Source organism: Dyella sp. (assembly GCF_036746095.1).
Lineage (GTDB): Bacteria > Pseudomonadota > Gammaproteobacteria > Xanthomonadales > Rhodanobacteraceae > Dyella_B.
This window is the reverse complement of sequence record NZ_DAIOEU010000015.1, coordinates 12,428-36,544: the sequence shown is the minus strand read 5'-3', so window position 1 is coordinate 36,544 and position 24,117 is coordinate 12,428. Positions and strand designations below refer to the sequence as shown.

Annotated in this window: 23 protein-coding genes; 15 read left to right on the top strand and 8 right to left on the bottom strand. The window is 63.0% G+C overall.

The genetic code is table 11. The annotated features are described in order from the left end of the window. Positions 1-6 precede the first annotated feature (6 nt). Positions 7-381 (bottom strand): YciI family protein, encoded by a 375-nt coding sequence (locus tag V7M64_RS08940; RefSeq protein ID WP_333678679.1) that lies wholly within the window; start codon positions 379-381, stop codon positions 7-9. Positions 382-591: 210 nt separating this feature from the next. On the opposite strand from V7M64_RS08940, the gene V7M64_RS08935 reads away from it, so the two are divergent. The 3 genes from V7M64_RS08935 to V7M64_RS08925 are packed head-to-tail and all read left to right on the top strand — an operon-like array spanning position 592 to position 3,338. Next, positions 592-885, top strand: a complete 294-nt coding sequence (locus tag V7M64_RS08935) for a lipid-A-disaccharide synthase N-terminal domain-containing protein (protein ID WP_333678678.1) — start codon at positions 592-594, stop codon at positions 883-885. After that, positions 882-1,157 (top strand): lipid-A-disaccharide synthase N-terminal domain-containing protein, encoded by a 276-nt coding sequence (locus tag V7M64_RS08930; protein ID WP_333678676.1) that lies wholly within the window; start codon positions 882-884, stop codon positions 1,155-1,157. The genes V7M64_RS08935 and V7M64_RS08930 overlap by 4 nt, the downstream gene beginning before the upstream one ends. A gap of 15 nt (positions 1,158-1,172) precedes the next feature. Next, entirely contained in the window at positions 1,173-3,338 is a 2,166-nt protein-coding gene (locus tag V7M64_RS08925; protein ID WP_333678674.1) for an alpha-N-acetylglucosaminidase, read from the top strand. A gap of 201 nt (positions 3,339-3,539) precedes the next feature. Here the strand turns inward: V7M64_RS08925 and V7M64_RS08920 are convergent, their stop codons facing one another. The 4 genes from V7M64_RS08920 to V7M64_RS08905 form a co-directional block, all read right to left on the bottom strand. Next, complete coding sequence (locus V7M64_RS08920; protein WP_333678672.1) at positions 3,540-4,763, bottom strand: FtsX-like permease family protein; 1,224 nt, start codon at positions 4,761-4,763, stop codon at positions 3,540-3,542. A gap of 10 nt (positions 4,764-4,773) precedes the next feature. Continuing rightward, entirely contained in the window at positions 4,774-6,087 is a 1,314-nt protein-coding gene (locus V7M64_RS08915; RefSeq protein ID WP_333678741.1) for an ABC transporter permease, read from the bottom strand. Between the two features lie 151 nt (positions 6,088-6,238). Beyond that, a complete protein-coding gene (locus tag V7M64_RS08910; RefSeq protein ID WP_333678670.1) occupies positions 6,239-6,985 on the bottom strand; it encodes a LytTR family DNA-binding domain-containing protein in 747 nt (248 codons plus the stop codon). After that, positions 6,982-8,067, bottom strand: coding sequence for a histidine kinase (locus V7M64_RS08905; protein ID WP_333678668.1), 1,086 nt, complete (start codon positions 8,065-8,067; stop codon positions 6,982-6,984). The genes V7M64_RS08910 and V7M64_RS08905 overlap by 4 nt, the downstream gene beginning before the upstream one ends. A 222-nt stretch (positions 8,068-8,289) precedes the next feature. Between V7M64_RS08905 and V7M64_RS08900 the strand changes: the two genes are divergently transcribed. Beyond that, positions 8,290-8,787, top strand: coding sequence for a nuclear transport factor 2 family protein (locus tag V7M64_RS08900; RefSeq protein ID WP_333678666.1), 498 nt, complete (start codon positions 8,290-8,292; stop codon positions 8,785-8,787). A gap of 82 nt (positions 8,788-8,869) precedes the next feature. Here V7M64_RS08900 and V7M64_RS08895 read toward each other — a convergent pair whose 3' ends face one another. Beyond that, positions 8,870-9,559 (bottom strand): aspartate/glutamate racemase family protein, encoded by a 690-nt coding sequence (locus tag V7M64_RS08895; RefSeq protein ID WP_333678665.1) that lies wholly within the window; start codon positions 9,557-9,559, stop codon positions 8,870-8,872. Between the two features lie 104 nt (positions 9,560-9,663). Here V7M64_RS08895 and V7M64_RS08890 point away from each other — a divergent pair, with 104 nt between their 5' ends. Beyond that, on the top strand, positions 9,664-10,332 hold the full coding sequence (locus tag V7M64_RS08890) for a hypothetical protein (RefSeq protein WP_333678664.1): 669 nt from the start codon (positions 9,664-9,666) through the stop codon (positions 10,330-10,332). A 104-nt stretch (positions 10,333-10,436) separates the two neighbouring features. Next, on the top strand, positions 10,437-12,857 hold the full coding sequence (locus V7M64_RS08885; RefSeq protein ID WP_333678663.1) for a PAS domain S-box protein: 2,421 nt from the start codon (positions 10,437-10,439) through the stop codon (positions 12,855-12,857). 88 nt (positions 12,858-12,945) lie between these two features. Here the strand turns inward: V7M64_RS08885 and V7M64_RS08880 are convergent, their stop codons facing one another. Next, on the bottom strand, positions 12,946-13,302 hold the full coding sequence (locus tag V7M64_RS08880; RefSeq protein WP_333678662.1) for a response regulator: 357 nt from the start codon (positions 13,300-13,302) through the stop codon (positions 12,946-12,948). A 4-nt stretch (positions 13,303-13,306) separates the two neighbouring features. Next, a complete protein-coding gene (locus V7M64_RS08875) occupies positions 13,307-14,710 on the bottom strand; it encodes an ATPase domain-containing protein (RefSeq protein WP_333678661.1) in 1,404 nt (467 codons plus the stop codon). Positions 14,711-14,874: 164 nt separating this feature from the next. On the opposite strand from V7M64_RS08875, the gene V7M64_RS08870 reads away from it, so the two are divergent. From V7M64_RS08870 to V7M64_RS08830, 9 genes are all read left to right on the top strand, one after another. Next, positions 14,875-15,381, top strand: coding sequence for a RidA family protein (locus V7M64_RS08870; protein ID WP_333678659.1), 507 nt, complete (start codon positions 14,875-14,877; stop codon positions 15,379-15,381). A gap of 265 nt (positions 15,382-15,646) precedes the next feature. After that, positions 15,647-15,991, top strand: coding sequence for a carboxymuconolactone decarboxylase family protein (locus V7M64_RS08865; protein ID WP_333678657.1), 345 nt, complete (start codon positions 15,647-15,649; stop codon positions 15,989-15,991). Between the two features lie 120 nt (positions 15,992-16,111). Beyond that, positions 16,112-16,354: a hypothetical protein gene (locus tag V7M64_RS08860; RefSeq protein WP_333678655.1), complete on the top strand. Its 243-nt coding sequence runs from the start codon at positions 16,112-16,114 to the stop codon at positions 16,352-16,354. Positions 16,355-16,428: 74 nt separating this feature from the next. Beyond that, entirely contained in the window at positions 16,429-16,599 is a 171-nt protein-coding gene (locus tag V7M64_RS08855; RefSeq protein WP_333678653.1) for a hypothetical protein, read from the top strand. A 61-nt stretch (positions 16,600-16,660) separates the two neighbouring features. Next, positions 16,661-16,855, top strand: a complete 195-nt coding sequence (locus tag V7M64_RS08850; RefSeq protein ID WP_333678652.1) for a hypothetical protein — start codon at positions 16,661-16,663, stop codon at positions 16,853-16,855. 375 nt (positions 16,856-17,230) lie between these two features. Continuing rightward, positions 17,231-19,531 (top strand): TonB-dependent receptor, encoded by a 2,301-nt coding sequence (locus V7M64_RS08845; protein ID WP_333678650.1) that lies wholly within the window; start codon positions 17,231-17,233, stop codon positions 19,529-19,531. A 36-nt stretch (positions 19,532-19,567) separates the two neighbouring features. Continuing rightward, positions 19,568-21,565: a serine hydrolase domain-containing protein gene (locus tag V7M64_RS08840; RefSeq protein WP_333678648.1), complete on the top strand. Its 1,998-nt coding sequence runs from the start codon at positions 19,568-19,570 to the stop codon at positions 21,563-21,565. Positions 21,566-21,577: 12 nt separating this feature from the next. Continuing rightward, complete coding sequence (locus V7M64_RS08835) at positions 21,578-22,585, top strand: dipeptide epimerase (protein WP_333678646.1); 1,008 nt, start codon at positions 21,578-21,580, stop codon at positions 22,583-22,585. Positions 22,586-22,796: 211 nt separating this feature from the next. Beyond that, the gene (locus tag V7M64_RS08830) at positions 22,797-24,116 is read left to right on the top strand and encodes a peptide MFS transporter (protein ID WP_333678644.1); all 1,320 of its coding nucleotides are present in this window, start codon (positions 22,797-22,799) and stop codon (positions 24,114-24,116) included. Position 24,117: the final 1 nt, after the last annotated feature.

Sequence of the window (24,117 nt, the reverse complement as noted above, 5' to 3'; positions counted from 1 at the left end):
AGCAGATCAAGCCCCCACCCGCATCCGCTCCGCATCGATATCCTTCACCGGCCGCACCTCGATGCATCCCGTCGCCGCCCATGGAAACGACTGCGCAATGCGCACGGCCTCATCCATGTCCTTGGCCTCGATCAGGTTGAAGCCACCCAGGTATTCGCGTGTCTCGGCAAACGGGCCATCCACCACCATGGTGCGGTTGTTGCGCACGCGCACAGTCTTGGTCTGCGCGGGCGGCTCCAGTTGCATGGAATCGAGCAGGTGGCCTTCGGCGCGCAGCTCATCGGCGTGCTGGAAGCAGCTGTTCATCATGGTGTCGTAGCGGCCGGGGGGCAGCGTGTCCAGCAAGGTGTCGTCGTTGTAGATCATGACCAGGAATTTCATGGGCTTCTCACAGGGACATAGGGGTGGAAGGCGGCCGACAGCCGGCGCAGGGTAGGCCAAGCCGCAAGCGCGGTCCAGGGCCATTACGCCTGCCTGCCGGCGCACCGTTGGAGACGCGCCCAGGGCGCCTGCCTTATAGTTCACACGTTTCGCTGTAGGCCTAGCGGCGCCCGGCTGCCGCCCCGTATCTTCCGAGTAACCTGAATGGGAATGCTTAATAACGCCTGGCTCGTGCTGGGACTGATCGGCCAGACGATCTTTTCAGGCCGCTTTCTGCTGCAGTGGATCTACAGCGAATACAAGCGCCGCAGCGTCATCCCGGTGGCGTTCTGGTACGCCAGCATCGTCGGCGCGCTGCTGCTGCTGTGCTACGCCTGCTACAAGAAAGACCCGGTATTCATCGTGGCCCAGGCCAGCGGCCTGCTGATCTATCTTCGCAACCTGCAGATGCGCCGGCGCGACAAGAAAGAACCCGCCCCCGAATCCACGGAGCTTGCGTCATGACGCTGAGCAACCAGGCCCTATGGATCGGCGTTGGCATGACCGGGCAACTGTTGTTCGGCGTGCGTTTCCTGGTGCAATGGCTATATAGCGAGGCGCGTGGCCAGAGCCTGATTCCGCCCGCCTTCTGGTATCTGAGCGTGGCCGGCGGCGTGATCGTGCTGAGCTACGCCATCCACCAGCGCGAACTGGTGTTCATCATCGGCGAGTCGGTCACGCTGGCGATTTTCCTGCGCAACCTGATCATGCTGCGCAAGCGGCCCGAATCGGACTAGCACCTGCTCCCATCCATGCGCCTGCTCCTGCTCTGCTTCGCCATCCTGGCGCTATCGACCGCACGAGCAGGCACGGTACCTTCCTTCGACACACGACCCGAACAGGCGCTCATCGCACGCCTGCTGCCGTACCAGGCGCAGCAATTCGAACTCGGTACGCTGCCAGCCAACGGCCACGGGCGTTTCCGCATCGCACGCAACCATGGCCATATCCGCGTGGAAGGCAGCACGCCAAGCGCACTGCTGTTCGGCGTGAACTGGTATCTCAAATACGTGGCGCACGTGCAGATCTCGCCCAATGGCGACCGCATCGGGAATGCGCCGTTTCCATTGCCGGCGACGGTGATCGAGCGGGAAACGCCCTACCCCTATCGCTACGCCCTCAACGAGAACGTCGACGGCTACACCGCGCCCTACTGGGATTGGCCGCGCTGGCAGCGCGAGATCGACGTGCTCGCCCTGTCGGGCATCAATGCCGTGCTGGTCGAACGCGGCACGGATAGCGTGCTCTATCAAACCTTCCGCGATGCCGGTTATTCGGATCAGGACATCCGTAGCTGGATCACTCAACCCGCGCACCAGAACTGGCAGCTGATGGGCAACCTGTGCTGCTTCAACGGCCCGATCAGCACGGCCCTGCTGCACAAGCGTGCAGCGTCCGCGCAGAAGATCATCGCGCGCCTGCGCGAACTCGGCATCACGCCGGTGCTGCCGGGCTTCTACGGCATCGTGCCGGCCGATTTCCAGCGCAAGTTTCCCAAGGCGCACGTCATACCGCAGGGCGAATGGGCCGGCTTCACGCGGCCGGGCTGGCTCGATCCACGCGATCCGATGTTCGCCAAGCTGGCTGCCTCGTTCTATCGCCATCAACGCGAGTTGTTCGGCGACAGCAGCATCTACGACATGGAAGTGTTCCAGGAAGGCGGCGATGCCGGCGACGTGCCCGTGCCGGAAGCCGCGCGCGACGTGCAGGACGCCTTGCTCGCCGCGCATCCGCATGCGCGCTGGATGATGCTTGCCTGGCAAGGCAACCCGCGCCAGGACCTGCTCTCGGGCGTGAACCGGAAGGATCTGCTGATCATCGACATCGATCACGACCGCGTGCCGCGCGACAACCGGCAGAAAGATTTCCAGGACGCACCGTTCCTGTTCGGCGGCATCTGGGAATTCGGTGGGCGCACCACGTTCGGCGCAAACACCCGCAACATCACCGAACGGTTGCAACGCCTCGGCCGCAACAACGACAACATGGTGGGCACCGCGGTATTTACGGAAGGGATGGACACCAACCCCTTTGCCTTCGATCTTTTTACCGAAATGGCGTGGCGACACGAACCCGTCGACCTTGCTTCATGGACGGCCGACTATGTAAGGCGCCGCTACGGCGCCGCCGATCCGCATGCGCTGGCCGCATGGAACGTGTTGCTGCATACGGCCTATGACATTCGCATCGACCAGGTCGTATTCAACAGCGAGCGCGACGCAGCGCAGGAATCGCTGTTTAACGCCCAGCCAAGCCTCACCGCCAACCGCGCTTCCAACTGGTCGCCGGAAGCGATGCGCTACAGCGCGCAGGCGTTCAAGCAAGCGCTGCCAGAGATGCTGCAAGTCGCCCCTGTCCTGCGCAGCAGCGAAACCTATCAATACGACCTGGTGGACATCGCGCGTCAGACGCTGGCCAACGAAAGCCGCATGCTGCTGCCGCAGATCAAGGCGGCGTACGACGCCAAGGACCGAGGGCGCTTCGAAACGCTCACGCAACGCTGGTTACAGTGGATGGACCTGCAAGACCAGTTGCTTGCCACCAATCGATTCTTTCTGGTCGGCAACTGGCTGGTGCAAACGCAGCCGTGGGCGTCCTCGGCGCAGGAGCGGACGCGACTCGATTACGACGTGCGGTCCCTGCTTACAACCTGGGGCGATCGCCAAGCCAGCGAGGGAGCGAGCTTGCATGACTACGGCAACAAGGATTGGGCCGGGCTGACGCGCGATTATTACCGGCTGCGCTGGCAGACGTATTTCCAGTCTTTGGATGAAGCGCTGCGTGCAGGCACGCCACCGGAGGCAATCGATTGGTTTGCCATCGGAGAAGCATGGAATCGCGGCACGCAGGTGTATCGCGATAAACCCGAAGGCGATGCCTACGAAGTTGCAAAACGCATCGCTAAAACATGGCAATGAATACACATAGGCAGGGATGAAATCCCAGCATCCGACATGCTCCAGGAGAGCTGGGATGAGCATCCAGCCTACGTCACTGCTTAGCGTCCAGTCTCAGTTGCCGCGTTCTGCTCCCTTCCCTGCGCCAGCAGGGGAGGGACTGCATCTCGTGCAGCTGAAACCAGCTGGTGCCTGCAGGCGAGAGAGCCAGACGGTCGGCGGTCATGCCATCCGCGTTGCCTCGACCGGTGAGAGGCGCGATGCACGCCACGCCGGCACCAGCACCGCCGATTGGCCAAGCAGCAACAACGCCACCACGCCGGCCACCACATAATCCAGCGACAACCGCTGCATCTCGAAACGATCGACCAGCAGCGCGTTGAGCGCCAGCGCCAGGATGGTTCCGACCAGCACGCCGCCAAGGCTGATCAACAGATTCTCCGTGCAGAAATAGCCGAGAATATCCGCTTGCGTGGCGCCCAAGGCCCGGCGCACGCCAATCTGCCGGCGCCGCTGAGCAACCCAGAAACTGGTCAAGCCCACGATGCCGGCCGCCGTCGTTGCCAGCAGCACGGCACAGACCACGCCCATCAGGATGGCCATGCCGCGATCCTTGCGGTAAGCGATGCTGCGAATCTGCGCGTACGTTTTTACATCCGCTGGCCCGATCACGCGCAAAGGGTTTGCCGCCAACAGTGCCTGCGGCCCCATGCGCGCGACGCGTTCCATCGTGCCCGGTTGCGTGCGCACCAGATAGACCATGCTGCTGGTGAGCAACCGGAAAGGCACCAGGGTGGATTGCTCCGCCCAGGCATTGGAATAACTGCCAATCCAAGTCTGCATCCGATCCACCACACCGATGATGGTGCTGGGCGCCGCGGTGCCGACGCAGATCTGCTTGCCTACCGCATCGCCATGCGGAAAAAGGCGATCCGCCAGCGCCCGGGTAATGATGATGACGCGCGGAAGCAAGGTATCGCGTGCGCCCATGTCGCCGATCTCGCCGGCGCGGAAATTGCGGCCGGCCACCAGCTTCAATCCAAGTGTGGCCAGTGCCTGTTCATCGACAAAATAGATCGCCGTGGATGAGGCAGGGCTGCGCTGGTCCACGCTGTAGCGCACGCCTTTGGACCAGCCGCCATCGCCCAGCGGGTACGCGTTGCTGGCGTAGGCGTCGATCACACCGGGCACGTGCCGCAGCGTGTCCAGATCCGACGTCATCAACGCTCGCAGCTGGCTTGCCGTGTGATCGCCGAGCCATTGGTTCCGGAGCGCCAGCACATCGGCTTCATCCACGCCGCTGGGCCGCGACAAGCGGTTCACCCGTGCATGGATGATAAACAACGCATTGCAGACGATCGCCAGCGTCAACGCGATCTGCAACACGATCAATACGGTGCCGCCCTTGTGATGCCAGAGCGCGGAGGCAATCGGCCTGATCTGCATGCGGAACCCCTTATTGCGATTTCAATTGCCACGACGGCTGCACACGCGCCGCGCGCCATGCCGGATAAAGACCGGCAAGCATGGTCGCCAATACGGCCAGCAATACCGTCGCGCCAATCAGGCCCGTGGTAAGGCGCGCGAGTTTGGCGATGCCTGGCTCGAACAGCAGCGTGGTTCCGTGCATGCCGCCGGCGGTCAGCAGCAAACCGAGCAGGCCGCCGGCGACGCCGATGGCCGCCGCCTCGGCCAGGAACTGGCCACAGACATGTGCACGCGACGCACCCAGCGCCCGGCGCACGCCGATTTCGCCCGCTCGCCGCATGATCTTGGCCAACAGCAAACCCACCGTATTGACCAGGCATACCAGCAGGAATCCTGCTGCTACCAGCAGTGAAACCCGGGTTTCCGGCGGCACTACGCCTTCGTGATCCAGCCAGCCATTCAGATCGAACAGACGCACGTTGCCGACCCATTGGAATCGGCCGCTGCGCTGTTGTTCCGCGGCGTAATCGCGCAGGAATCGCCGGTAACGCGCCACCGAGGCGGCATCCGGCAACTCCACCCACAGCGATACCCACACGCATTCCGACTGCAGCCATCCTTCCCACCCGGGTGCGACAGGTTTCGCGGAAGCGGAACAGTTGTTGTTGCCATTGCTGGCGATGCGCAGATCGATGGCGCGCGAAAACGGCAGGTAATAATCCGGCGCTTCGCCGAAACTGAAACCATTGTTGACGTCGAAGAAACGCGGCTGGGGGTTCCAATCGTCAACCACGCCCACGATGCGGTAATCGTGGCCATCCAGATTCAGCGTCCGGCCCACGCTGTTGGCGCCGGCGAACAGGCGCTGGTTGAGACGGCGGCTGATCGCGATGTCGTTGGCGCGCCGGTCGTCATCGCCGCTTAGCCAGCCGTGCCCGTATTGGAACGGCACCTCGAACATCGAAAAGAAATCCGCGGAGGCGGCATAGCCGTCGGCAGCAAAAGCGCGCTGCTGGTTCGGTATGAGGTTGCCGGCGACCGGATAGATCACCGCTTGATGCGCAGCCGCCTTGGCTCGCATCAAGCCCATCGCATCAATGTAGGTCAGCGCATCCGGCAGGCGGTTGCGCGTGGCGCCGCTTTGCGGGCCGGCGTTGTCGATCTGCGGCACGAACAATTGCGCGGATTTGTCCGGTAGCGGATCGCCCGATACGGCGCGGAATACAGCGTAGGTGGTCATGGATGCGGCGACGCCGACGCCCATGATGATCACCATCAATGCGGTCAGGACCGGGCTGCGCTTGAGGCTGTGCAAGGCGAGCTGCAGGTAGTAAGTCAACATGGACATGCGGCTCCTCGTCAAAGCCCATCACTTGCACGGCATGGGTGCTCTCGTCACTATCCAGCTTGGCGCATGCAGCCAGACCCGACACCGCTTTTGGGATGGCCGGCCAAGCATCAGGGGCCAGCGGTAGCGCTACGGCGGCAAACGGTCAGCGCAAGCGCAGCGCGCTACGCGCCGCCTGCCGGAAGCGCCGGCTCAAATCCAGCCGCGTGCCATCGTGCAGCACGATTTCCGCATGTCCCTGGAACAGCGTGTGCACTTCCCGGATGCGGTTCATGTTGACGACGATGCTGCGGTGGATGCGCAGGAAATTCGCCGGGTCCAGCGAGGCATGCAGATGGCTCAGCGTCTCGCGATGCAGGTAAGTACTGCCGCTCGCATGAATGCGCACGTAGTTGTCGTCAGCGCGGATCCAGTCGATGTCCGATACCGGGATCACGATGGTGCGCTCGCCCATCGGTACGCTGATGCGCTTTACGTAGCCGCCACTGCTCGCAGCAGCTCGATGTTGCTGCAACCCCTGCCAATGCTTGCGCACCCGGTCCATCGCCTGGTCGAAGCGAGCCTGGTCGATCGGCTTGAGTACGTAGTCGATCGCATTGGCGTCGAACGCCTGCAGGGCGTGGTCGGCGAATGCCGTGGTGAACACGATCAAGGGCCGCGCTTCGCCCGAAGCGCGGCCGTGCAACAAGCCGAAGCCATCGCCGCCCGGCATCTGGATATCGAGGAAGGCCAAATCCGGTTGCAGTGTTGCGATCGCCTGTACCGCCTCCTGCACGTTGCCGCACTCGCCCACCACTTCGATATCCGCATGCACGGCCAATGCCTGGCGCAGCGCCACGCGCGCAAGGATTTCGTCGTCAACCAATAACGCGCGCAGACGCAAGGCAGTCACGCGCCGACTTCCACGAAGGGAAAACGCAATGCCACGCGTGTGCCGCCGTCGTCGCGCGGGGATAGATCTATATTCGCCTTGTCGCCGAACATCGCCTGCAAGCGTGCGCGGGTATTGCTGAGGCCCACGCCTTCCACCGCGCCGCTTGCCGGCAGGCCGAGACCGTCGTCTTCCACACACAACAGCAAGTCATCGCCGTCGCGCCGCGCGAGAATGAGCAACGCGCCGCCATCGTTCTTGGCGAGCAATCCATGGCGCAGCGCGTTCTCCACCAGCGGCTGCAGGATCAGGCTAGGCACCATCGCCTTGCCGGTATCGCCGACGTCCACGTGGGTGACCAGGCGATCCTGGAAGCGCACTTGCTGGATGCCCAGGTACGATTCCAGGAACTGCATTTCACGCGACAGCGGCACCTGTTGCGCATGGCGTTCCTCCAAGGTCAGCCGCAGGAAATCGCTGAGCCGCGCGATCATCAGCTTGGCCTGGGGCGGATCAGCCACCGTCAGGGCGGAGATCGCATTGAGCGTGTTGAACAGGAAGTGCGGCTGCAGCTGCATGCGCAATGCTTGCAGTTGCGATTGCGCCAGCTGCATCTCCAGTTGCGCACTGCGATACCGCTCGTCGCGCAACGAACGCCAGGATGCAAAGCCGCGCAGCACCACCAGCATCATCCAATAGGTCAGCAACGCAAGATGGAACTTGTAGACGGCCTCGTTGCGCAGCAAGTCGCCCAGCGTGAGCACGTTGCCTTTCGGATTGGGGCCGCAGCACCAGAAGAACAACAGCAACATCACCGTGCTTTGCAGCACGGCAAGAGCGATGCTGCTGGGAACATGCAGCATCCAGAACCGCCGCCATCCCTGCGCACCGGCGCGACCCAGCCAGCTTACGAGCGGCGTCAGCACCATCCACAGATAGAAATCGATGAAGTTCCACGATAGCGCTCGATACCACGACACCGGATGGCCTTCGCTGATGCCGCCAAGCACCGAACTGGCCGCATACGACAGCGCCAGCATCGTCCAGAACCCGTACGCCAGGCCGAAGGTTTTGAATTTGTGCATGCGGACCGATTCGTTCATGCCCCTTCGCCCTCCACCGCTCCCCGGCAGCCAATGCAGCGGTAGTGTGCGGACTATGCAGACGCTTGGGAAGCGCGCTCCGCGGCTGTTTCCACACGCAACCGTTCACCCTGGCGATCCGACCGTTCACCCCGAAACGAAGACGCTCGTCACAAGGCACGTGTCCGCCTGCCAGGGAACACCGATGCTCGGCACTCTCACCGAATCTTTCAGAGGATGCATATGGCGATCTTCATTCAAACCCGCATGGCCGCGATCACGGCGATCACCTGGCTTGCCTGCCTGGCCGTTCCGCTGCAAACCATCGCCGCGGTTGCGCCGGCTGACGAAACGCAGCAAACGGAAGCTGGCGTGATGGCCACGGACACGCATTGGTCTCTCGCCGAAATGACGGGCGATACCGCATGGCTCGATCAGATGCTGCTGCCGGAGTACCGTTCGGTAGGCAACACCGGCGTGGTGCACGCCAAGGATGCGATTCTTGCCGGCGCCGCCAAGCGCAAGGGCACCAGCCTGGAGCAGGCCAGGCTCAAGTTTGCGGATTATCAGCGGCAGCATCCGTATGGCAGCGCGGTGGTCGTACACGGCAATACCGCCGTGGTGACGTTTTATGACCCGGCGCTGGGGCCGCAGAAAGGCGTGCGCTCGTCGGATGTTTTCATTTATGCCGACGGACACTGGCATGCGCTGTATTCGCAGCACACGGGGGTGCAGGCGTAGTCACGCACGCTTGCCGCAATCCGTTCCCTCCTGCGGCAGTAGGGGAGGGAATCGCTTTTCGCGATGATCAAAACATGCGCGCTTAAGCCAGCATCCACTCCGCCGCCTTGCGCGCATGGATCGCCGTGGTATCAAACAACGGCACCTGTGCATCCGGCGCACTCACCAGCATGGATATTTCCGTGCAGCCAAGAATGATCGCCTGCGCACCGCGCGCTACAAGCCCCGCCATGATGCGGCGATAGGCATCGCGTGAGTGGTCGAGGAGCTTGCCCAGGCACAGCTCCTCGTACACCACCCGGTGCACCAGCTCGCGATCGGCCTGTTCCGGTATCAACGTCTGCAAACCATGGCGCGCCAGGCGCTCGGTGTAGAACGGCTGTTCCATGGTGAAACGCGTGCCTAGCAAACCGACGTTGTGAAAGCCGGCAGCGCGGATGTCCTCGGCTACGGCATCCACCACGTGCAGTACCGGCAGGCGTACGGCGGCCTCGATCGCCGGCGCCACCTTGTGCATGGTGTTGGCGCAGATCACCAGCCCTTCCGCACCGGCACGTTCCAGTCGCTGTGCCGCATCCGCCAGCACGCGGCCGGCGGCGTCCCAATCGCCAGCGTGCTGCAAGGTGGCAATCTCATCGAAATCGACGCTGTAGATCACCAGCTTCGCCGAATGCAGTCCGCCCAGCCTGGCCTTGATGGTTTCGTTGACCAGCCGGTAATAGGGAACGGTGGATTCCCAACTCATGCCACCGATCAGCCCAAGCGTTTTCATCGTGCGTCCTCGCTGCAAGCAGGTTTTTTGGAATGCCCTAGCATTGCGTAGGCGGGGATGAAAGCCCAGCGCTGAAGTTCCAGGCGAGCCAGCCGATAACCCGGATGAGCACGGCCCCAGCGCCGCGCGGCAGTGACCCGGAGAACCGCATGATCAGCAGCCAGCCCAACCTCGCCTACCTCAAAGCCGCCTGGGCGGCGCACGCCAGCATCAGCGCGGAGAACTGTCGCCGAAGCTACGACGAGGCCGGCATCTCCTTCGAGCGCGTGAATCATTCCTGGATCGTGCGCAAGAACGATACGCAAGTCTCCACCATGCCGCTGCGCTACACCCGGCAGGAACTGCGCATGGGGTTCCTGGGCCGCATCGAGATGGAAGCGCGCAAGGCTGCCGCGGAAATCGAAGCGGTGCTGCTGCGCGACCTCGCGCTGCCTGAGGATCACGTGCTGGTGGTGGAGCTGGAGGAATCCATGCGCCATCTGCGCCGCCGCGGCCATCGCGCGCTGGCCATCTTCATCGTACCTACCGCCGCCGCGCCCCCTTCACAACGCATCGGCGTGGAAATCCAGGCGTTTCTCGATGCCCCCCGGGCATGCCTGTACGTCCACGCCCTGCAAGCCGACGGCCACGCCGGCAGCGACCTGCTGGCGGGCTACCCGAAACGTGAGCGCCATCCCCGCGCGCAAACCTACGGGCAGCTGGGACAGCACATCGTTGGCACGCTGCATGACGCACTGGAGCGATTCGCGACCAGAGCGCCCGCTGCCCATTGATGCTTGCCCGGGGAACGGGCTTACAATCGTTCACGACTTTTTCACCCGGTGCCGGGGCATCGTCGCCCTCTTTGCAGGGCAAGTGTTTGGAAAGGGCGTAGAGCGTGCTGAGCAAGCTATCCCCCATGGCGGGCGACCCCACCACCGTGTCGCCCGACTTGAATGTACTGAGCCACCTGCCGCTGGCGATTTATACGACCGACGCGGAAGGGCGGATCACCTTTTTCAATGACGCCGCCGTGGCGTTCGCGGGGCGGCAGCCCGCCCTCGGCGAGCTGTGGTGCGTGACATGGCGGCTGTTCTACCCGGACGGCACGCCGCTGCCGCACGATCAATGCCCCATGGCCGTCGCCCTGCGCGAACGACGTCCGGTGCGCGGGGTGGAAGCAGTGGCGGAGCGTCCCGACGGCCGGCGCGTGCCGTTCATGCCCTACCCCACACCGCTGTTCGACGCGAACGGGGAGCTGATCGGCGCGATCAACGCGCTGGTGGACCTGACGGACCGCAAGCACGCGCAAGCGCAGCTCACCCAAGCGCAGGAGCTGGCCGCGACGCAAGCGTCGGGAGTCGACGTACAACATGCCGAGATGGCTAAAAACCTGGCCAGCTCCAGGCGCGATTTCGAACTGCTGCTGCGTAGCGTTACCGACTACGCGATCTACATGCTCGATACCACCGGCCATGTCACCAGCTGGAACAGCGGCGCGGAGAAGATCAAGGGCTATCGCGCCGAAGAGATCATCGGCCGCCATTTCTCCGTGTTCTACACCCCCGAAGACGTGGCCGCCGGCATTCCGCAACTGGCGCTCACCACCGCGCTGCACGAAGGACGCTTCGAGACGGATGCCTGGCGCGTGCGCAAGGACGGCACACGCTTCTGGGCCAACGTGGTCATCGATCCGGTCTGGGACAACGGCGAGCTGATCGGTTTTGCCAAGGTCACGCGCGATGCCACCACCCGCCGCAATGCCGAGCTGGCGCTGTTCGAAAGCGAGCGCCGCTTCCGCGGCATCGTCAACACCGCGCTGGATGCCTTCGCGCAGATCGACGAATCCGGCCGCATTACCGAGTGGAATCCGCAGGCGCACGAATTGTTCGGCTGGTCGCGCGAACAAGTGCTCGGCAAGCCGCTGATCACCTTGTGCTTTCCGCACGACGACGACACCGCGTCGGAGTGGCTGGCATCGGCGTGGCAGCAGAAGCCGGTAAGGCAAACGCATCAACTCATTGCGGTGAACCGTGCGGGACGGCGTTTCACGGCCGAATTGAGCGTCAGCGTGCTCTCGCTCGTCTCCGGCCCCGCGATGTGCATCTTCATGCGCGACCTCACCGAAAAGATCCAGATGGAAACCCAGCTGCGGCAATCGCAGAAAATGGAAGCGCTGGGCCAGCTCACCGGCGGCATCGCGCACGATTTCAACAACATTCTGCAGGCCATTTCCAGCTCGCTGGAAGTGGTGGAGATCATCGGCCGGCGCGCGCAGTTCACCGCCGCCGACAAGCACATCCAGAACGCGCTCGGCAGTGTGCGACGCGCGGCCGGGCTCACCCATCGCCTGCTCGCCTTCGCGCGCCGCCAGGCCCTGGATCCGCAGGCCGTGGACGTGGGCGCGCTGATTGCCAGCATGAGCGAACTGCTGAGCCATTCGATCGGCGAGCACATCTCGCTGGAACTCGCGCTGCCGGAAGAACTGTGGACCGCGCACTGCGATGCGAACCAGCTGGAGAACGCCATTCTCAATCTCGCCATCAACGCGCGCGATGCGATGCCACAAGGCGGCCGCCTGCGCATCGAAGCGGCCAACGTCGACGGCGATGATCCGTCCGCCTTCAACGTGCTTGATCCGGACAACAGCTACATCAAGATCGTGGTGGCCGACAGCGGCACCGGCATGCCGGCGGACGTGCGCGAGCGCGCGTTCGATCCTTTCTACACCACCAAGCCGGTCGGCCAGGGCACCGGGCTTGGCCTGTCGATGGTGTACGGTTTCGCGCGCCAATCCGGCGGCCATTGCGCCATCGAAAGCGAACTGGGCGAAGGCACGCGCATCATCCTGTTGCTGCCGCGCTATGTCGGCCCGGCGCAGGCGCGCGCCGAATGGGTGAGCGCGCAAGAGCAGCCGGCGGCGCGGGGCGAACACATCCTGCTGGTGGAAGACCAGAGCGTCATTCGCGACGCGGTGACCGAAGTGCTCGGCAAGCTCGGTTATGAAGTGACGCAGGCGTCGGATGGCCTGGAAGGTTTATCGATGGCGATGGCCGGGCAAACCTTCGACCTGATCATCACCGACATCGGCCTGCCCGGCATCAGCGGACGCAGCCTCGCAGATACCGTGCGCAGCCAGCACCCGCATGTGCCGGTCTTGCTGATCACCGGATACGATCCGACTGCGGTCCATTCTTCGCCAAGCCTGCCGCCCGGCATGGCGTTGTTGCCCAAGCCGTTCAACGTCGAGACATTGGGCGAGCAGGTGCGTCGACTGATCGAGTGGCGCCACGTGCAACTCGAATCCGATGGCGAGTAACGCGCTGTCGATTGGGGCGACGCCGAACCCAAGCTTGCCTCACCGTCATTCGACCACCGCCGGACTGCAGTGAGAGCGCATTGGCAGATCACATCCGCGTACGCAGATTCTCCAGCGCGCTGAGCAGCGCGCTCGCGCCATACGGCTTTTGCAAATACAAATCGTAACGCGCGCGGTGCGGCGGAAACTGCGATTCGGGCACCGCGCTGCACAGAATGATCGGGCCGGCGTATCCCGCCTCGCGCGCCTGCTCGATCATCTCCAGCCCCGACATCATCGGCATCATGAAATCGGTGATGACCAGTTCCGGCTGCTCCTGCAGGATCAGGTCCAGGCCATAGCGACCGTTGGACGCCACCGTGACGTGGTAGTCGCAGTATTCCAGCATGCCGCTGGTCACCTGTGCGACATCGGGATCGTCCTCCACCAACAGGATTCGTAACATCGGCTCAATCCGCCCGGCCGGGATCGACAAGCTTGGGATTCAAGCCCAGCGCCAGCCCCTGCTCCCCCATATAGAACGGCTGCACACGCAGATCGAAATGCCGATCGCGCATCTTGATGATGGATATGTAGCGTTGGTGCGTGTGATGACGGCGCGAAATGTTGAGCACCATCACATTGTCAACCATGGCCGACAGCTCGTCGCTCGGCATGGCACGGTCCACTTCCATCTCCGCGCATTCCTGCGTGTACACCACCGTGGCGCCGCATTCGGTCAGTTGCAGGCTCAGTGCATTGATCAGATACGGCAGGCGTTGGCGATAAATCAGATTGTCGCGCAACACCACGATGCCATCGATGAAAACGCGTTTCGCGCCAATAGCCTTGGCGTGCTGCACGATGCCATGCGCCACTTCATCCACGATCAGCTCCGCCGGCGACAACCACAACAAGCGCAATACATTCTGGTCCGCCAGCCGATCCAGATCGAAGCCCAGTTCCCGCGCACGTGCGCGCAAGCGCGTGGGGCTCTCGTAAAAGCTGAGCATCAACGCAGGCGCCTGCTCCATCGCCTGCGCCACGAAATACATGCCCAGCGTCGTCTTGCCCGAACCGGTCGGCCCCATGATCAACGTCGCCGATTCGGAAGGAAGGCCGCCGCCCAGCAGCCGGTCCAGGTCCGGCAAGCCGGTGCTGACGCCGGTATTCGGATACGCGCGCGGCGGCATGTCGCTGATGCAGCTTTCGAGACGCGGATACACTTCCACGCCATTGGCGCTGATGCGCAACAGATGCTTGCCGCTTAGTACCTGCACGCCACGATGTTTGCGCACCTGGATGCTCGGCACCGCGCGGTAATCGAAGGTGTCGTAGTTCATTTCGATCCAGCCATCGACCATCGTGTGTTCGGGGCTGCTCACTTCGCGCGCCTGATGCGTCAGCATCACCAGCACGGCGCCGGCCATCCCGGCTACACCCTGCAAGGTGTGAATGAAGGAACGGAATTCGTTTTCCGAAGCAACCGACTGCGCCACGAAGGTGCCATCGAGCACCATCGCCGTCGCGTCGTGGCGCTTCAATTCGTGCTGGACCAGCTTCAGAAGACCCGGCAAGCCTTCGCGTTCCAGCACGCCGTAGGCGCTGATGTACTCCATGCGCGAGGGCACCATCTCGCGATCGAAAAACGTCATCTGGCTGACGTAATTGAGCATGCGCGCGCTCGATTCGGCCAGCAGCGACATGTACAGCGCCTTCCCGCCGGCACGAACGTGCGCGTAGCAAAATTGATTGGCCAGCAGGGTTTTCCCCGCACCCGGCGGACCTTGGATGATGTACGCCGAACCGCGCAAAAAACCGCCGCCCATCAGACGATCCAGCCCTTCCACACCTGTGGAGATCTTTTCAATCACTAGCCGCTCTCCCCGCTTTTTGTCGATGGATCATACGGGTCCGTTGGCCCCACCAACAATGGCAGAGGGCACGCCAAGCGGATGTGAGCCGCCGGCTTGATACCCCTGATGTGGCGCCGGGTATGATGCGATGCCCACCGAACCGGGTCATCGAGGAAACCGCGATGAAGCGCATCGTCCTTGCTTGGGTTCTTGCTCTGTCCGCCGGCCCAGTCTTCGCCGCCGGCCAGGCACCGCTCGTGCAACACATCAACCCATCCACGCTAGGCACGCCGCATGGCTACACCCATGTCATCACGGTCGATGGCGGACGCACGGTGTACATCGCCGGGCAAGTGCCGCTCGATCAACACGGCCAGCTTGTCGGCGCCGGTGATTTCGCGGTGCAGGTGCGGCAAACCTTCGACAACCTGAAAGCCGCACTGGCTGCCGGCGGCGCGAATTTCTCCGACATCGTCGAGATGACGACCTATGTGACCGACATGTCGCAGATAGACATCTATCGCAAGATACGCAACGAATACATGACCGGTCCCATGCCCACCGCCAGCCTGGTGGAAGTGAAAGGGTTGTTCCGCCAGGACGTGATGCTTGAAGTCAGTGCAGTGGCCGTCGTACCTGCGCCGATGCACGTGCCGGTGAAGCCGGCCGAGCGTACGCCCAAGGGTTGAGGCAACACTGAACAAGTATCGCCGTCGTCACCAGCCCCGTCTGCCCGCATGCCTTCGGTCCGTCGTCTCGACAGACGGCCAGTCTGCCTTCGCCGCCGACCCTGTGGCCTGCGAACAGGCAGGGCTGGTGACGACGGCGATACTTAATTCAGTGTTGCCTTGAGTCGCAGTCACGGCAAATGTCCGCGTTTGCGCACAGGCGCATGATGCAACATGCGCAGCCTGGCGACGCCACGCTGCCCGTCACCACAGCGAGGACCTTCCCATGCTCGACTGGCTGGATTACCGCAAGCAACTTCTGGGCCGTATCGGCGAGATCGGCAAACTCAGCCCCGACACCGTCGCCGGCTACCAGACCCTGTCCAGGGCAGCCCAGAAAACCGGCAAGCTGGATGCCAAGACGCGCGAGCTGATCGCCCTGGCCGTCGCCGTCACCACCCGCTGCGATGGCTGCATCACCGTGCACACCGGTGAAGCCCTGAAGCACGGCGCCAGCCACGAGGAAATCGCCGAGGCGCTGGGGGTGGCGATTGCCCTCAACGCGGGCGCTGCGCTGGTGTACTCGGCGCGCGTGATGGATGCCGTGAGCGCACACGAGGCAGGCTCCTGACCCCGGCCTGCAAGCCGTCCACTGCGCCGTTTCAAAATCCGGCACGCCAAACGTCTTCTCTCCAGCCGGCATCGCGCCGGCTGCCGACCTTGGCTACCCGAACGCGGAGACGTCGTATCCATGCCCCTGCAGGAAGTTGAACGGCAATTGGCCGAACTGGCCGGCGCCATGCCGGAGCTGTTGCAACACAACCAGGGCGTCGAGTTCTGGATCGAGTTCATGGACCGGGCCGATGCGATTCGCAACCGCGTGTCGCTCGACCAGTTCGACTGGGTCACCGAGCGGATCTATGAGGTGTTGGCCGCCTACGGCATTTCCACGCCCTCGCGCTGGATTCTGGCGGCGGCCGCCAGCGCCCACTGAACGGATTCAAGCTTGCCGCCAATCGACCGATAAGGTTTCCAGGGCCCCAATGCTGCGGGGCCTTGGGAATCGCCATGACTACTTCATCCGTCGTCGCAGCGCTGATGCTGCACAACCAATCCTGCTCCGCCTGCTGCGTGGGCGAGCCTTGCGTGGTGACCGAACGCATCCTGGACGAATGGCTGCACCGCCAGGTTGCCGCCGAGGCGCAGACCGCGACATGGCCCGCCGAAGACGCAGCGTAAGTCCATCCCGGCTAAGCTAGCCCCACTCCAATGGGGAGCCAAGGCGGAAAGTGAGGGGCTTATGCATTCGCACCCGTTCTTTGGATTGTTCGCCGCCATCCTGGCCGTGATTCCGGCCTGGAAGATCGTGTCGAAAGCCGGCTACCACGGCGCATGGTCGCTGCTGATCTTCGTGCCACTGGTGAACATCATCATGATGTACGTGTTTGCGTTCAGCCTGTGGCCGATGGAGCGCGGGCGTACGCAGCTTCCGTAGGGATGAAGGCCGGCATTCGCATCAACGCGATTTTTTGAGAGCACGACACTCAACGCCGTCCCTGCGTGCACCCGGTTCTGCCCCTTCCCTGCGTCGGCAGGAGAGGGTCGGGGCTGAGGTCCCCACGTTTAGCTCGTCATTCCGGCGAAGGCCGAGGCGCTTCGAAATAGATTCATGTAACCCCTGAATTTTCCCCGCGAAACCGCATCACCCAGCCATCTGCACGCGTGCAGAAACAAGCCGCGCAAGCAAATTCAGGCGATGCGCAGCCCGGCTTTGACAAAAATGTTATCTATCTATCATTGACACACAAATGTTATCTTGATACCAATGTACACCACGGGCTGTCCGTATCTCGGGGAGGGGGTCGTGGACATGAGTGGTTTGCCATACATACGCCGCCGTCTTGGCACGGCGGTTGTCCTGGGCCTGATGAGCCCGCTCTGCGCCATCGCGCAAACGCAGGACGGCGGCAACCAGGCCGCCGCAAGCACGGCGCAGGCCGTGCCGCAAAAAAACGGCGCGCAAAAGCCGCGCAATACACCGCAGCAAGCAGCCCAGCTGGGCACCATCATCGTCACCGCCAACAAGCGCGAAGAACGCTTGCAGGACGTGCCGATGGCGGTATCCGTACTGGATGACAGCAAGCTGCAGCGCCAGAACGCGCTCAGCTTTACCGACTACGCGTCACAGGTGCCGGGACTCAACGTGATCTCTTCCGGCGAAGGCTGGACGCAGCTGGTACTGCGCGGCATCACCTCCGGCGGCAGGCAGCCCAACGCCACCGTGGGCACGTACATCGACGACACGCCGTTCGGATCGAGCACGGTGTATTCGGCCGGCAGCGTGCTGACGCCGGATATCGACCCTAGCGACCTGCAACGCATCGAAGTACTGCGCGGTCCGCAAGGCACCTTGTATGGATCGAACACATTGGGCGGGCTGATCAAGTTCGTCACCACGCCACCGGATGCAAGCCAGGCCAGCGCACACATCGGTTTCAGCACCAGCAGCGTGCAGGGCGGCGGCAGCGGTTACGGCGCGCATGCCACGGTCAATCTGCCGCTGATCACCGACAAGCTGGCGCTGCGCGTGAACGTGTACGACCGCGACGATCCCGGCTACATCCGCAACATCACCACCGGCAAGAACACCATCGACGAAGCCAAGGTCAGCGGCGGACGCGCGCAAGTGCTGTGGACGCCAAGCGACAAGGTGTCGGTGCGTTTCTCCGCGCTGGCGCAGAATCTCAATAGCGATGGCCTGGCCAACCAGGGCATCGATATCAACCCCACTACTCTGCAACCGGTGTACGGCTGGCCCAACCAGGCGCGCGCTGCCGGCACCGGTTTGTTCAAGATCAAATACCGCCTTTACGATTTGACCGTGAATGCGGATTTCGGCTGGGCCAGGCTGGTTTCCACCACCAGCTACGGCACGCTCGGTTTCAAGGAAAACACCGACATTACCGCGCTCTACGGCCCGGTGCTCAATCCGCTGTTCGGTCTTACCAACGGCGGCTACTCGGAACTGCAACCGATCGCGTTGAACAAAGTCACGCAGGAGCTGCGCCTGCAATCGCCCGCCGATCAAACCTGGGAATGGCGCGCCGGCGTGTTCTTTACGCACGAGCACACCACCGACAACCAGAGCATCCTGAGTTTCGACGCCACCACCGGCGCACCCATCGCCTTGCCAACGCTGGGCGAGATTGCCGAAGGGCCGGCGATCTTCCGCGAATGGGCCGGCTATGGCGATCTCACCTGGCATGCCACATCGAAACTGAGCATCCTGGTCGGCGCGCGCTACAGCAACGATTACACCTCATACACGCAAACCAGCCAGGGCCTGCTGATCGGGCCCACCGACTTCACCATCGTCGGCCACGATCATCCGGTCACTTACCTGTTCAACCCCAGCTACAAATTCAGCGACGACGTGATGGCGTACATCCGCGTCGCTTCAGGCTTCCGCCCCGGCGGCCCGAACGTGGGCGTACCGCCGGGACTCGGCGCGCCGCTCACGTTCGAGCCGGACCGGCTGGTGAATTACGAGTTCGGCCTGAAAGCGCTGATGCTCGACAAGCGCATGAGCTTCGACGGCGACGTGTTCTACATCGACTGGAGCAAGGTGCAGCTCACCACCATCGTGGGCGGCATCAGCTTTCTCGGCAATGGCGGCAAGGCGACCAGCAAGGGCGCGGAATTGAGCTGGACCTTCAAACCGCTGCGCGGGCTCACGCTCACGGCGAATACCACCTATACGAAAGCCGAGCTGGCGACGGATACGCCCACCGGTAGCATCTATGGCCTGAAAGGCGATGCGCTGCCCTATGTGCCGAAGTGGAGCGCGAACGTGGGCGCGGATTACGATTTCCCGATTGCCGGCGACTGGTCCGGCTTCGTCGGCGGCAACTTCAGTTACATCGGCGCGCGTGCCTCGGAGTTCAATCCGGTGCCGGGACCGCGCGTACGCCTGCCCGCTTACAACAATCTCGACCTGCACGCGGGTGTGAACGTCGATAACTGGACGGTCGAGGTGTACGCCAAGAACCTGGGCAACCAGCGCGGCATTACCGCGGTGTGGCCGGAAACGATCGATCCACTTGGCAGTCCGTTCCAGGCCACGTACCAGACGCCGCGCACGATCGGCATGTCCGCGAGCCTGGATTTCTAGCTCTTTCCTGATGCTTCCCCTGCATGGAGTATCCGCATGAATCGCCACGTTCGACGCTTGGTGGCTCTGTTTGCCGGCTTTACCGCCAGTATCGCGATGGCGCAGACGGCACCGCCGACACCCCTGGGCCCCACCACGGCAACACCACAGCCCATCAGTACTACGGAAACTGCGCCACCCACGATGACGCAACAGGACGTCACCGCCTTCTTTGACGGATTGATTCCCTTCGCGCTCCAGCGCAGCGATATCGCCGGCGGCGTGATCGTGGTCGTGAAAGATGGCAACGTGCTGTTCGCCAAAGGCTATGGTTATGCGGATCTCGCGCACCACACGACACCGTCGCCGGAAACCACGCTGTTCCGCCCTGGCTCGATCTCCAAGCTGTTCACCTGGACGTCGGTGATGCAGCTGGTGGAGCAAGGCAAGCTGCAACTGGATCGCGACATCAACGATTACCTCGATTTCAAGATCCCGCCTTACCAAGGCAAACCGATCACCCTGCGCAACCTGATGACGCATACGCCGGGTTTCGAAGACACCGCCAAGGGCTTGCTGCCGGCGTCGATCGACGATGTGAACCTGGAGCGTTACCTCAAGACGCATATTCCCGCGCGCATCTTTCCGCCGGGCGAGATCGTCGCCTACTCCAACTACGGCTGCGGTCTGGCGGGCTATATCGTGCAACGCGTTTCCGGCGAACGCTTCGAGGATTACGTCGCCAACCATATCTTCCAGCCGCTGCAGATGGCGCATTCCAGCTTTGCGCAACCGCTGCCGCCGTCGCTGGCGCCGATGTTGTCGAAGGGCTACAAGACCGCTTCGGATGGCACGCCGCAACCGTTCGAGCTGGTCGATCCGGCGCCGGCAGGTTCCCTGAGTTCCACCGCCATGGACATGGCGCATTTCATGATTGCGCAATTGCAGAACGGCCAGTACGGCAGCACGCGCATCCTGCAAGCGCAAACCGCCGAGCTGATGCATAGCCAGCAATACGTGCCGGCGCCAGGCATCAATGGTTTCGATCTTGGCTTCTACCAGGAAAACCGCAACGGCCTGCGCATCATCGGACACGGCGGCGATACGGTGTATTTCCATAGCGACCTGCACTTGCTGCTGGACCAGAACATCGGCGTGTTCATGTCGTTCAACAGCGCCGGCAATCCGGAAGCGCACGGTACGCTGATGGTACGCACGGCGATCTTCGATGCCTTTCTCGACCGCTACTTTCCCCATACGGAGCCGGCACAGCCGACGCTTTCCACCGCCAAGGCCGATGCCGCCAAAGTGGTGGGCTGGTATCAGGCCAGCCGTCGCAACGAAAGCGCCTTGCGCATGCTCTACCTCACCGGACAGGTGAACGTCGGCGCGCAGCCGGACGGCACGCTGCTGGTGTCCTTTCTCACCGACTACGCGGGACAGCCTTTGAAGTGGCGCGAAGTGGGTCCGCTGCAATACCGCGAAGTCAATGGACAAGACAAGCTCGCGTTCGTGACCAATGCGGATGGCAGCATTCGCTACTGGGCGACGGATTATCTGCCTGGCGTGGAAGTGTTCCAGCGCGTGCCCGGGTTCAAGAGCATGGGCAGCGTGGGCGTGTTGGTAGCGATCGCCATCGCGGTGATGCTGGTGACGATGCTGGTCTGGTTCGTCGGCTGGCTGCTGCGCCGCCATTACCGCAGCGCGCTCGAACTCTCGCCTGCGCTGCGGCGCACTCGCCTGCTGTCGCGTCTTGGCATCGTGGCGATGCTGGCCAGCGTGCTGGGCTGGGTCGCGCTGCTGGTCGCCGCTGGCATTGACGAGAACGTACTGCTGCACGGCTCGGCGACGCCGTGGATGGTGCTGCTGTATGTGCTCGGCGTGATTGCATTGCTCGGCGCCATCGCCATCGTCGCGCATGCATGGCGCAACTGGCGTCCCGCCGAGCGCAGCCGCTGGGTACGCGCGGGCGAAACCCTGCTCGCGCTGGCCGCGCTCTATCTGTGCTGGTTCATCCTGGCCTTCGGCCTGGTCAGCTTCAGCACCAGCTATTGACGAGGGAATCTCATGACCAAGCTTTGGCAGGCACCCCTTGCATTGAGTGCTTATGTTGAAAAGCGGCCGCTGACGCAGGCGTTCCACATCACCGGCTACACCTTTACCGAAAGCGAGGTGCTGGTGGTCTGCCTGCAGGATGGCGAACGCATGGGACGCGGCGAAGGGCTGGGTGTGTATTACCGAAACGACACGCCATCCTCCATGCTCAAGCAGATTGAGGCGCTGCGCCAAAGGATCGAACTGGGCGTGACGCGTGAGCAGTTGCAGGAACTGCTACCACCCGGCGGCGCACGCAACGCCCTCGATTGCGCGCTGTGGGACCTGGACGCCAAGCGCGAAGGCAAACCGGTGTGGCAACTGGCCGGCATGCCCACGCCGCAATCACTGCTGACCACCTTCACCTTGAGCGCCGACGAACCGGAAGCGATGGCGGAAAGCGCACGCCAGCTCAGCGATGCGCGCGCACTCAAGCTCAAGCTGACCAACGACCATCGCAACGCCGAACGCGTGCGCGCCGTGCGTGCGGCGCGGCCGGGTGCGTGGATGATGGTGGACGCCAACCAGGGCTTTACGCGTGATTCGCTGCAGGATGCCTTGCCGGCGTTCGTGGAAGCCGGCGTGGCCGTGGTCGAACAGCCCTTCCCGGTTGGCAACGAACACTGGCTCGATGGCTTGAACTCCCCTATTCCGCTCGCCGCCGACGAAAGCGTGCAGGACCATCGCGATCTCAGGGGCATGGTGGGACGCGTGCAGGTGATCAACATCAAGCTGGATAAATGCGGCGGGCTCACCGAGGCATTGACGATGGCGCACATGGCACGCGACCTTGGCTTCAAGCTGATGGTGGGCAACATGGGCGGATCGTCGTGGTCGATGGCGCCGGCCTTCGTGCTGGGCTCGCTGTGTGCGGTGGTGGATCTGGATGGGCCGGTATACGTGCGCACGGATCGCACGCCGGGGGTGAGTTATCGGGATGGGCGGATCTGGTGTCCGGATGAGGTGTGGGGTGGGGCGTGATGATTGCATATCGCCGGAAACTCTCACTCGTCATTCCAGCGAAAGCTGGAATCCAGTTAAAAATGCAGTGCGCAGCCCACGACATAAATGTTTTGAGTGCTTCGCACGACGTATTGGAACTGGATTCCAGCTTTCGCTGGAATGACGCGCAAGAGAGTTTCCGGCAATCGGAAACCTTCAGTTCGCAGTGAATTCGTAGGAAGAAAAGCGCATGGCGTCCACCAACAACCCGCGCGAACGCAACTGGTTCGGCCACCCGCCCGGCCTCACCATCCTGTTCCTCACCGAAATGTGGGAGATGTTCTCCTTCTTCGGCATGCGCGCGCTGCTGGTCTATTACATGACCATGCACCTGGACATCCGCCAGGAATACGCCTCGCTGATCTACGGCGTCTACGCGGCATTCGTGTACTTCACGCCGGTATTCGGCGGCATCGTCGCAGACCGCTGGCTGGGCAAGCGCAAGGCGGTGATCATCGGCGGGGCGACGATGGCGCTGGGGCATTTCATGATGGCCTCCGAGCCGCTGTTCTATCCCGCGCTGGCCACCATCGCGCTGGGCAACGGCTTGTTTCTGCCCAGCCTTGCCAGCCAGATCGAAGGCCTGTATCGCCAAGGCGATCCGCGCAGCAAGAGCGCGTACAACGTGTACTACGTGGGCGTGAATATCGGCGCCTTCATCGCGCCATTGATCTGCGGCAGCCTGGGCGAAGCCTATGGCTGGCATTGGGGCTTTGCGGCGGCGGGCATCGGCATGCTGGCCTCGCTGGTGATTTACCTGGCCGGCCAGCATCACCTGCCGCGCGAAACCCAGCGCGCCGACACCAACCAGCCGGCACGGCCGCCGCTCGATCCGTCGGCATGGCGCCGGCTGGCATTCCTGATCGGCGTGGCGGCCATCATCGTGGTGTTTCGCGGTGCCTACGAACAGGTCGGCAACACCATCGCGCTATGGGCGGACGAAGGCGTGGATCGCCACGTCACCGCCAACTGGAGCATTCCCATGACGTGGTTCCAGTCGCTCGATTCGTTCGTGGTATTCACGGCAACGCCTTTGCTGCTGGCACGCTGGGCGCGCCTGGCCAGGCGCGGCATCGAAACACCCTGGCTGCACAAGATGGCGTTCGGCGCGGCGGTGGTGGGGCTCTCCTATGTGTTGCTGGCCGCGGTATCCGCCTGGGCCGAGGCCCACGGCACGCGCGCCCATTGGGGCTGGCTTACCGGCTGGTTCGTGTTGATGACGCTGGGCGAGCTGTACATCCTGCCGGTGGGCCTTGGCCTGTTCGGGCGCATGGCGCCGGAAGGTTTTCGCGCCACCTGCATCGCCATCTGGTTCTTCGCCGGCTTCTTCGGCAACCTGCTGGCCGGCGCGCTGGGCACCTTGTGGAGTCCGCTGTCGCACGGCTGGTTCTTCATGCTGATCGGCGGCGTGGCCGGTGTGGCCGCGTTGCTGCTGTATGTGGTCGGCGTGCGCATGGGACAGGTGGAAAAGCGCGAGAATGCAGGCCTGGCCGCCATGCTTTCCCGGTAAC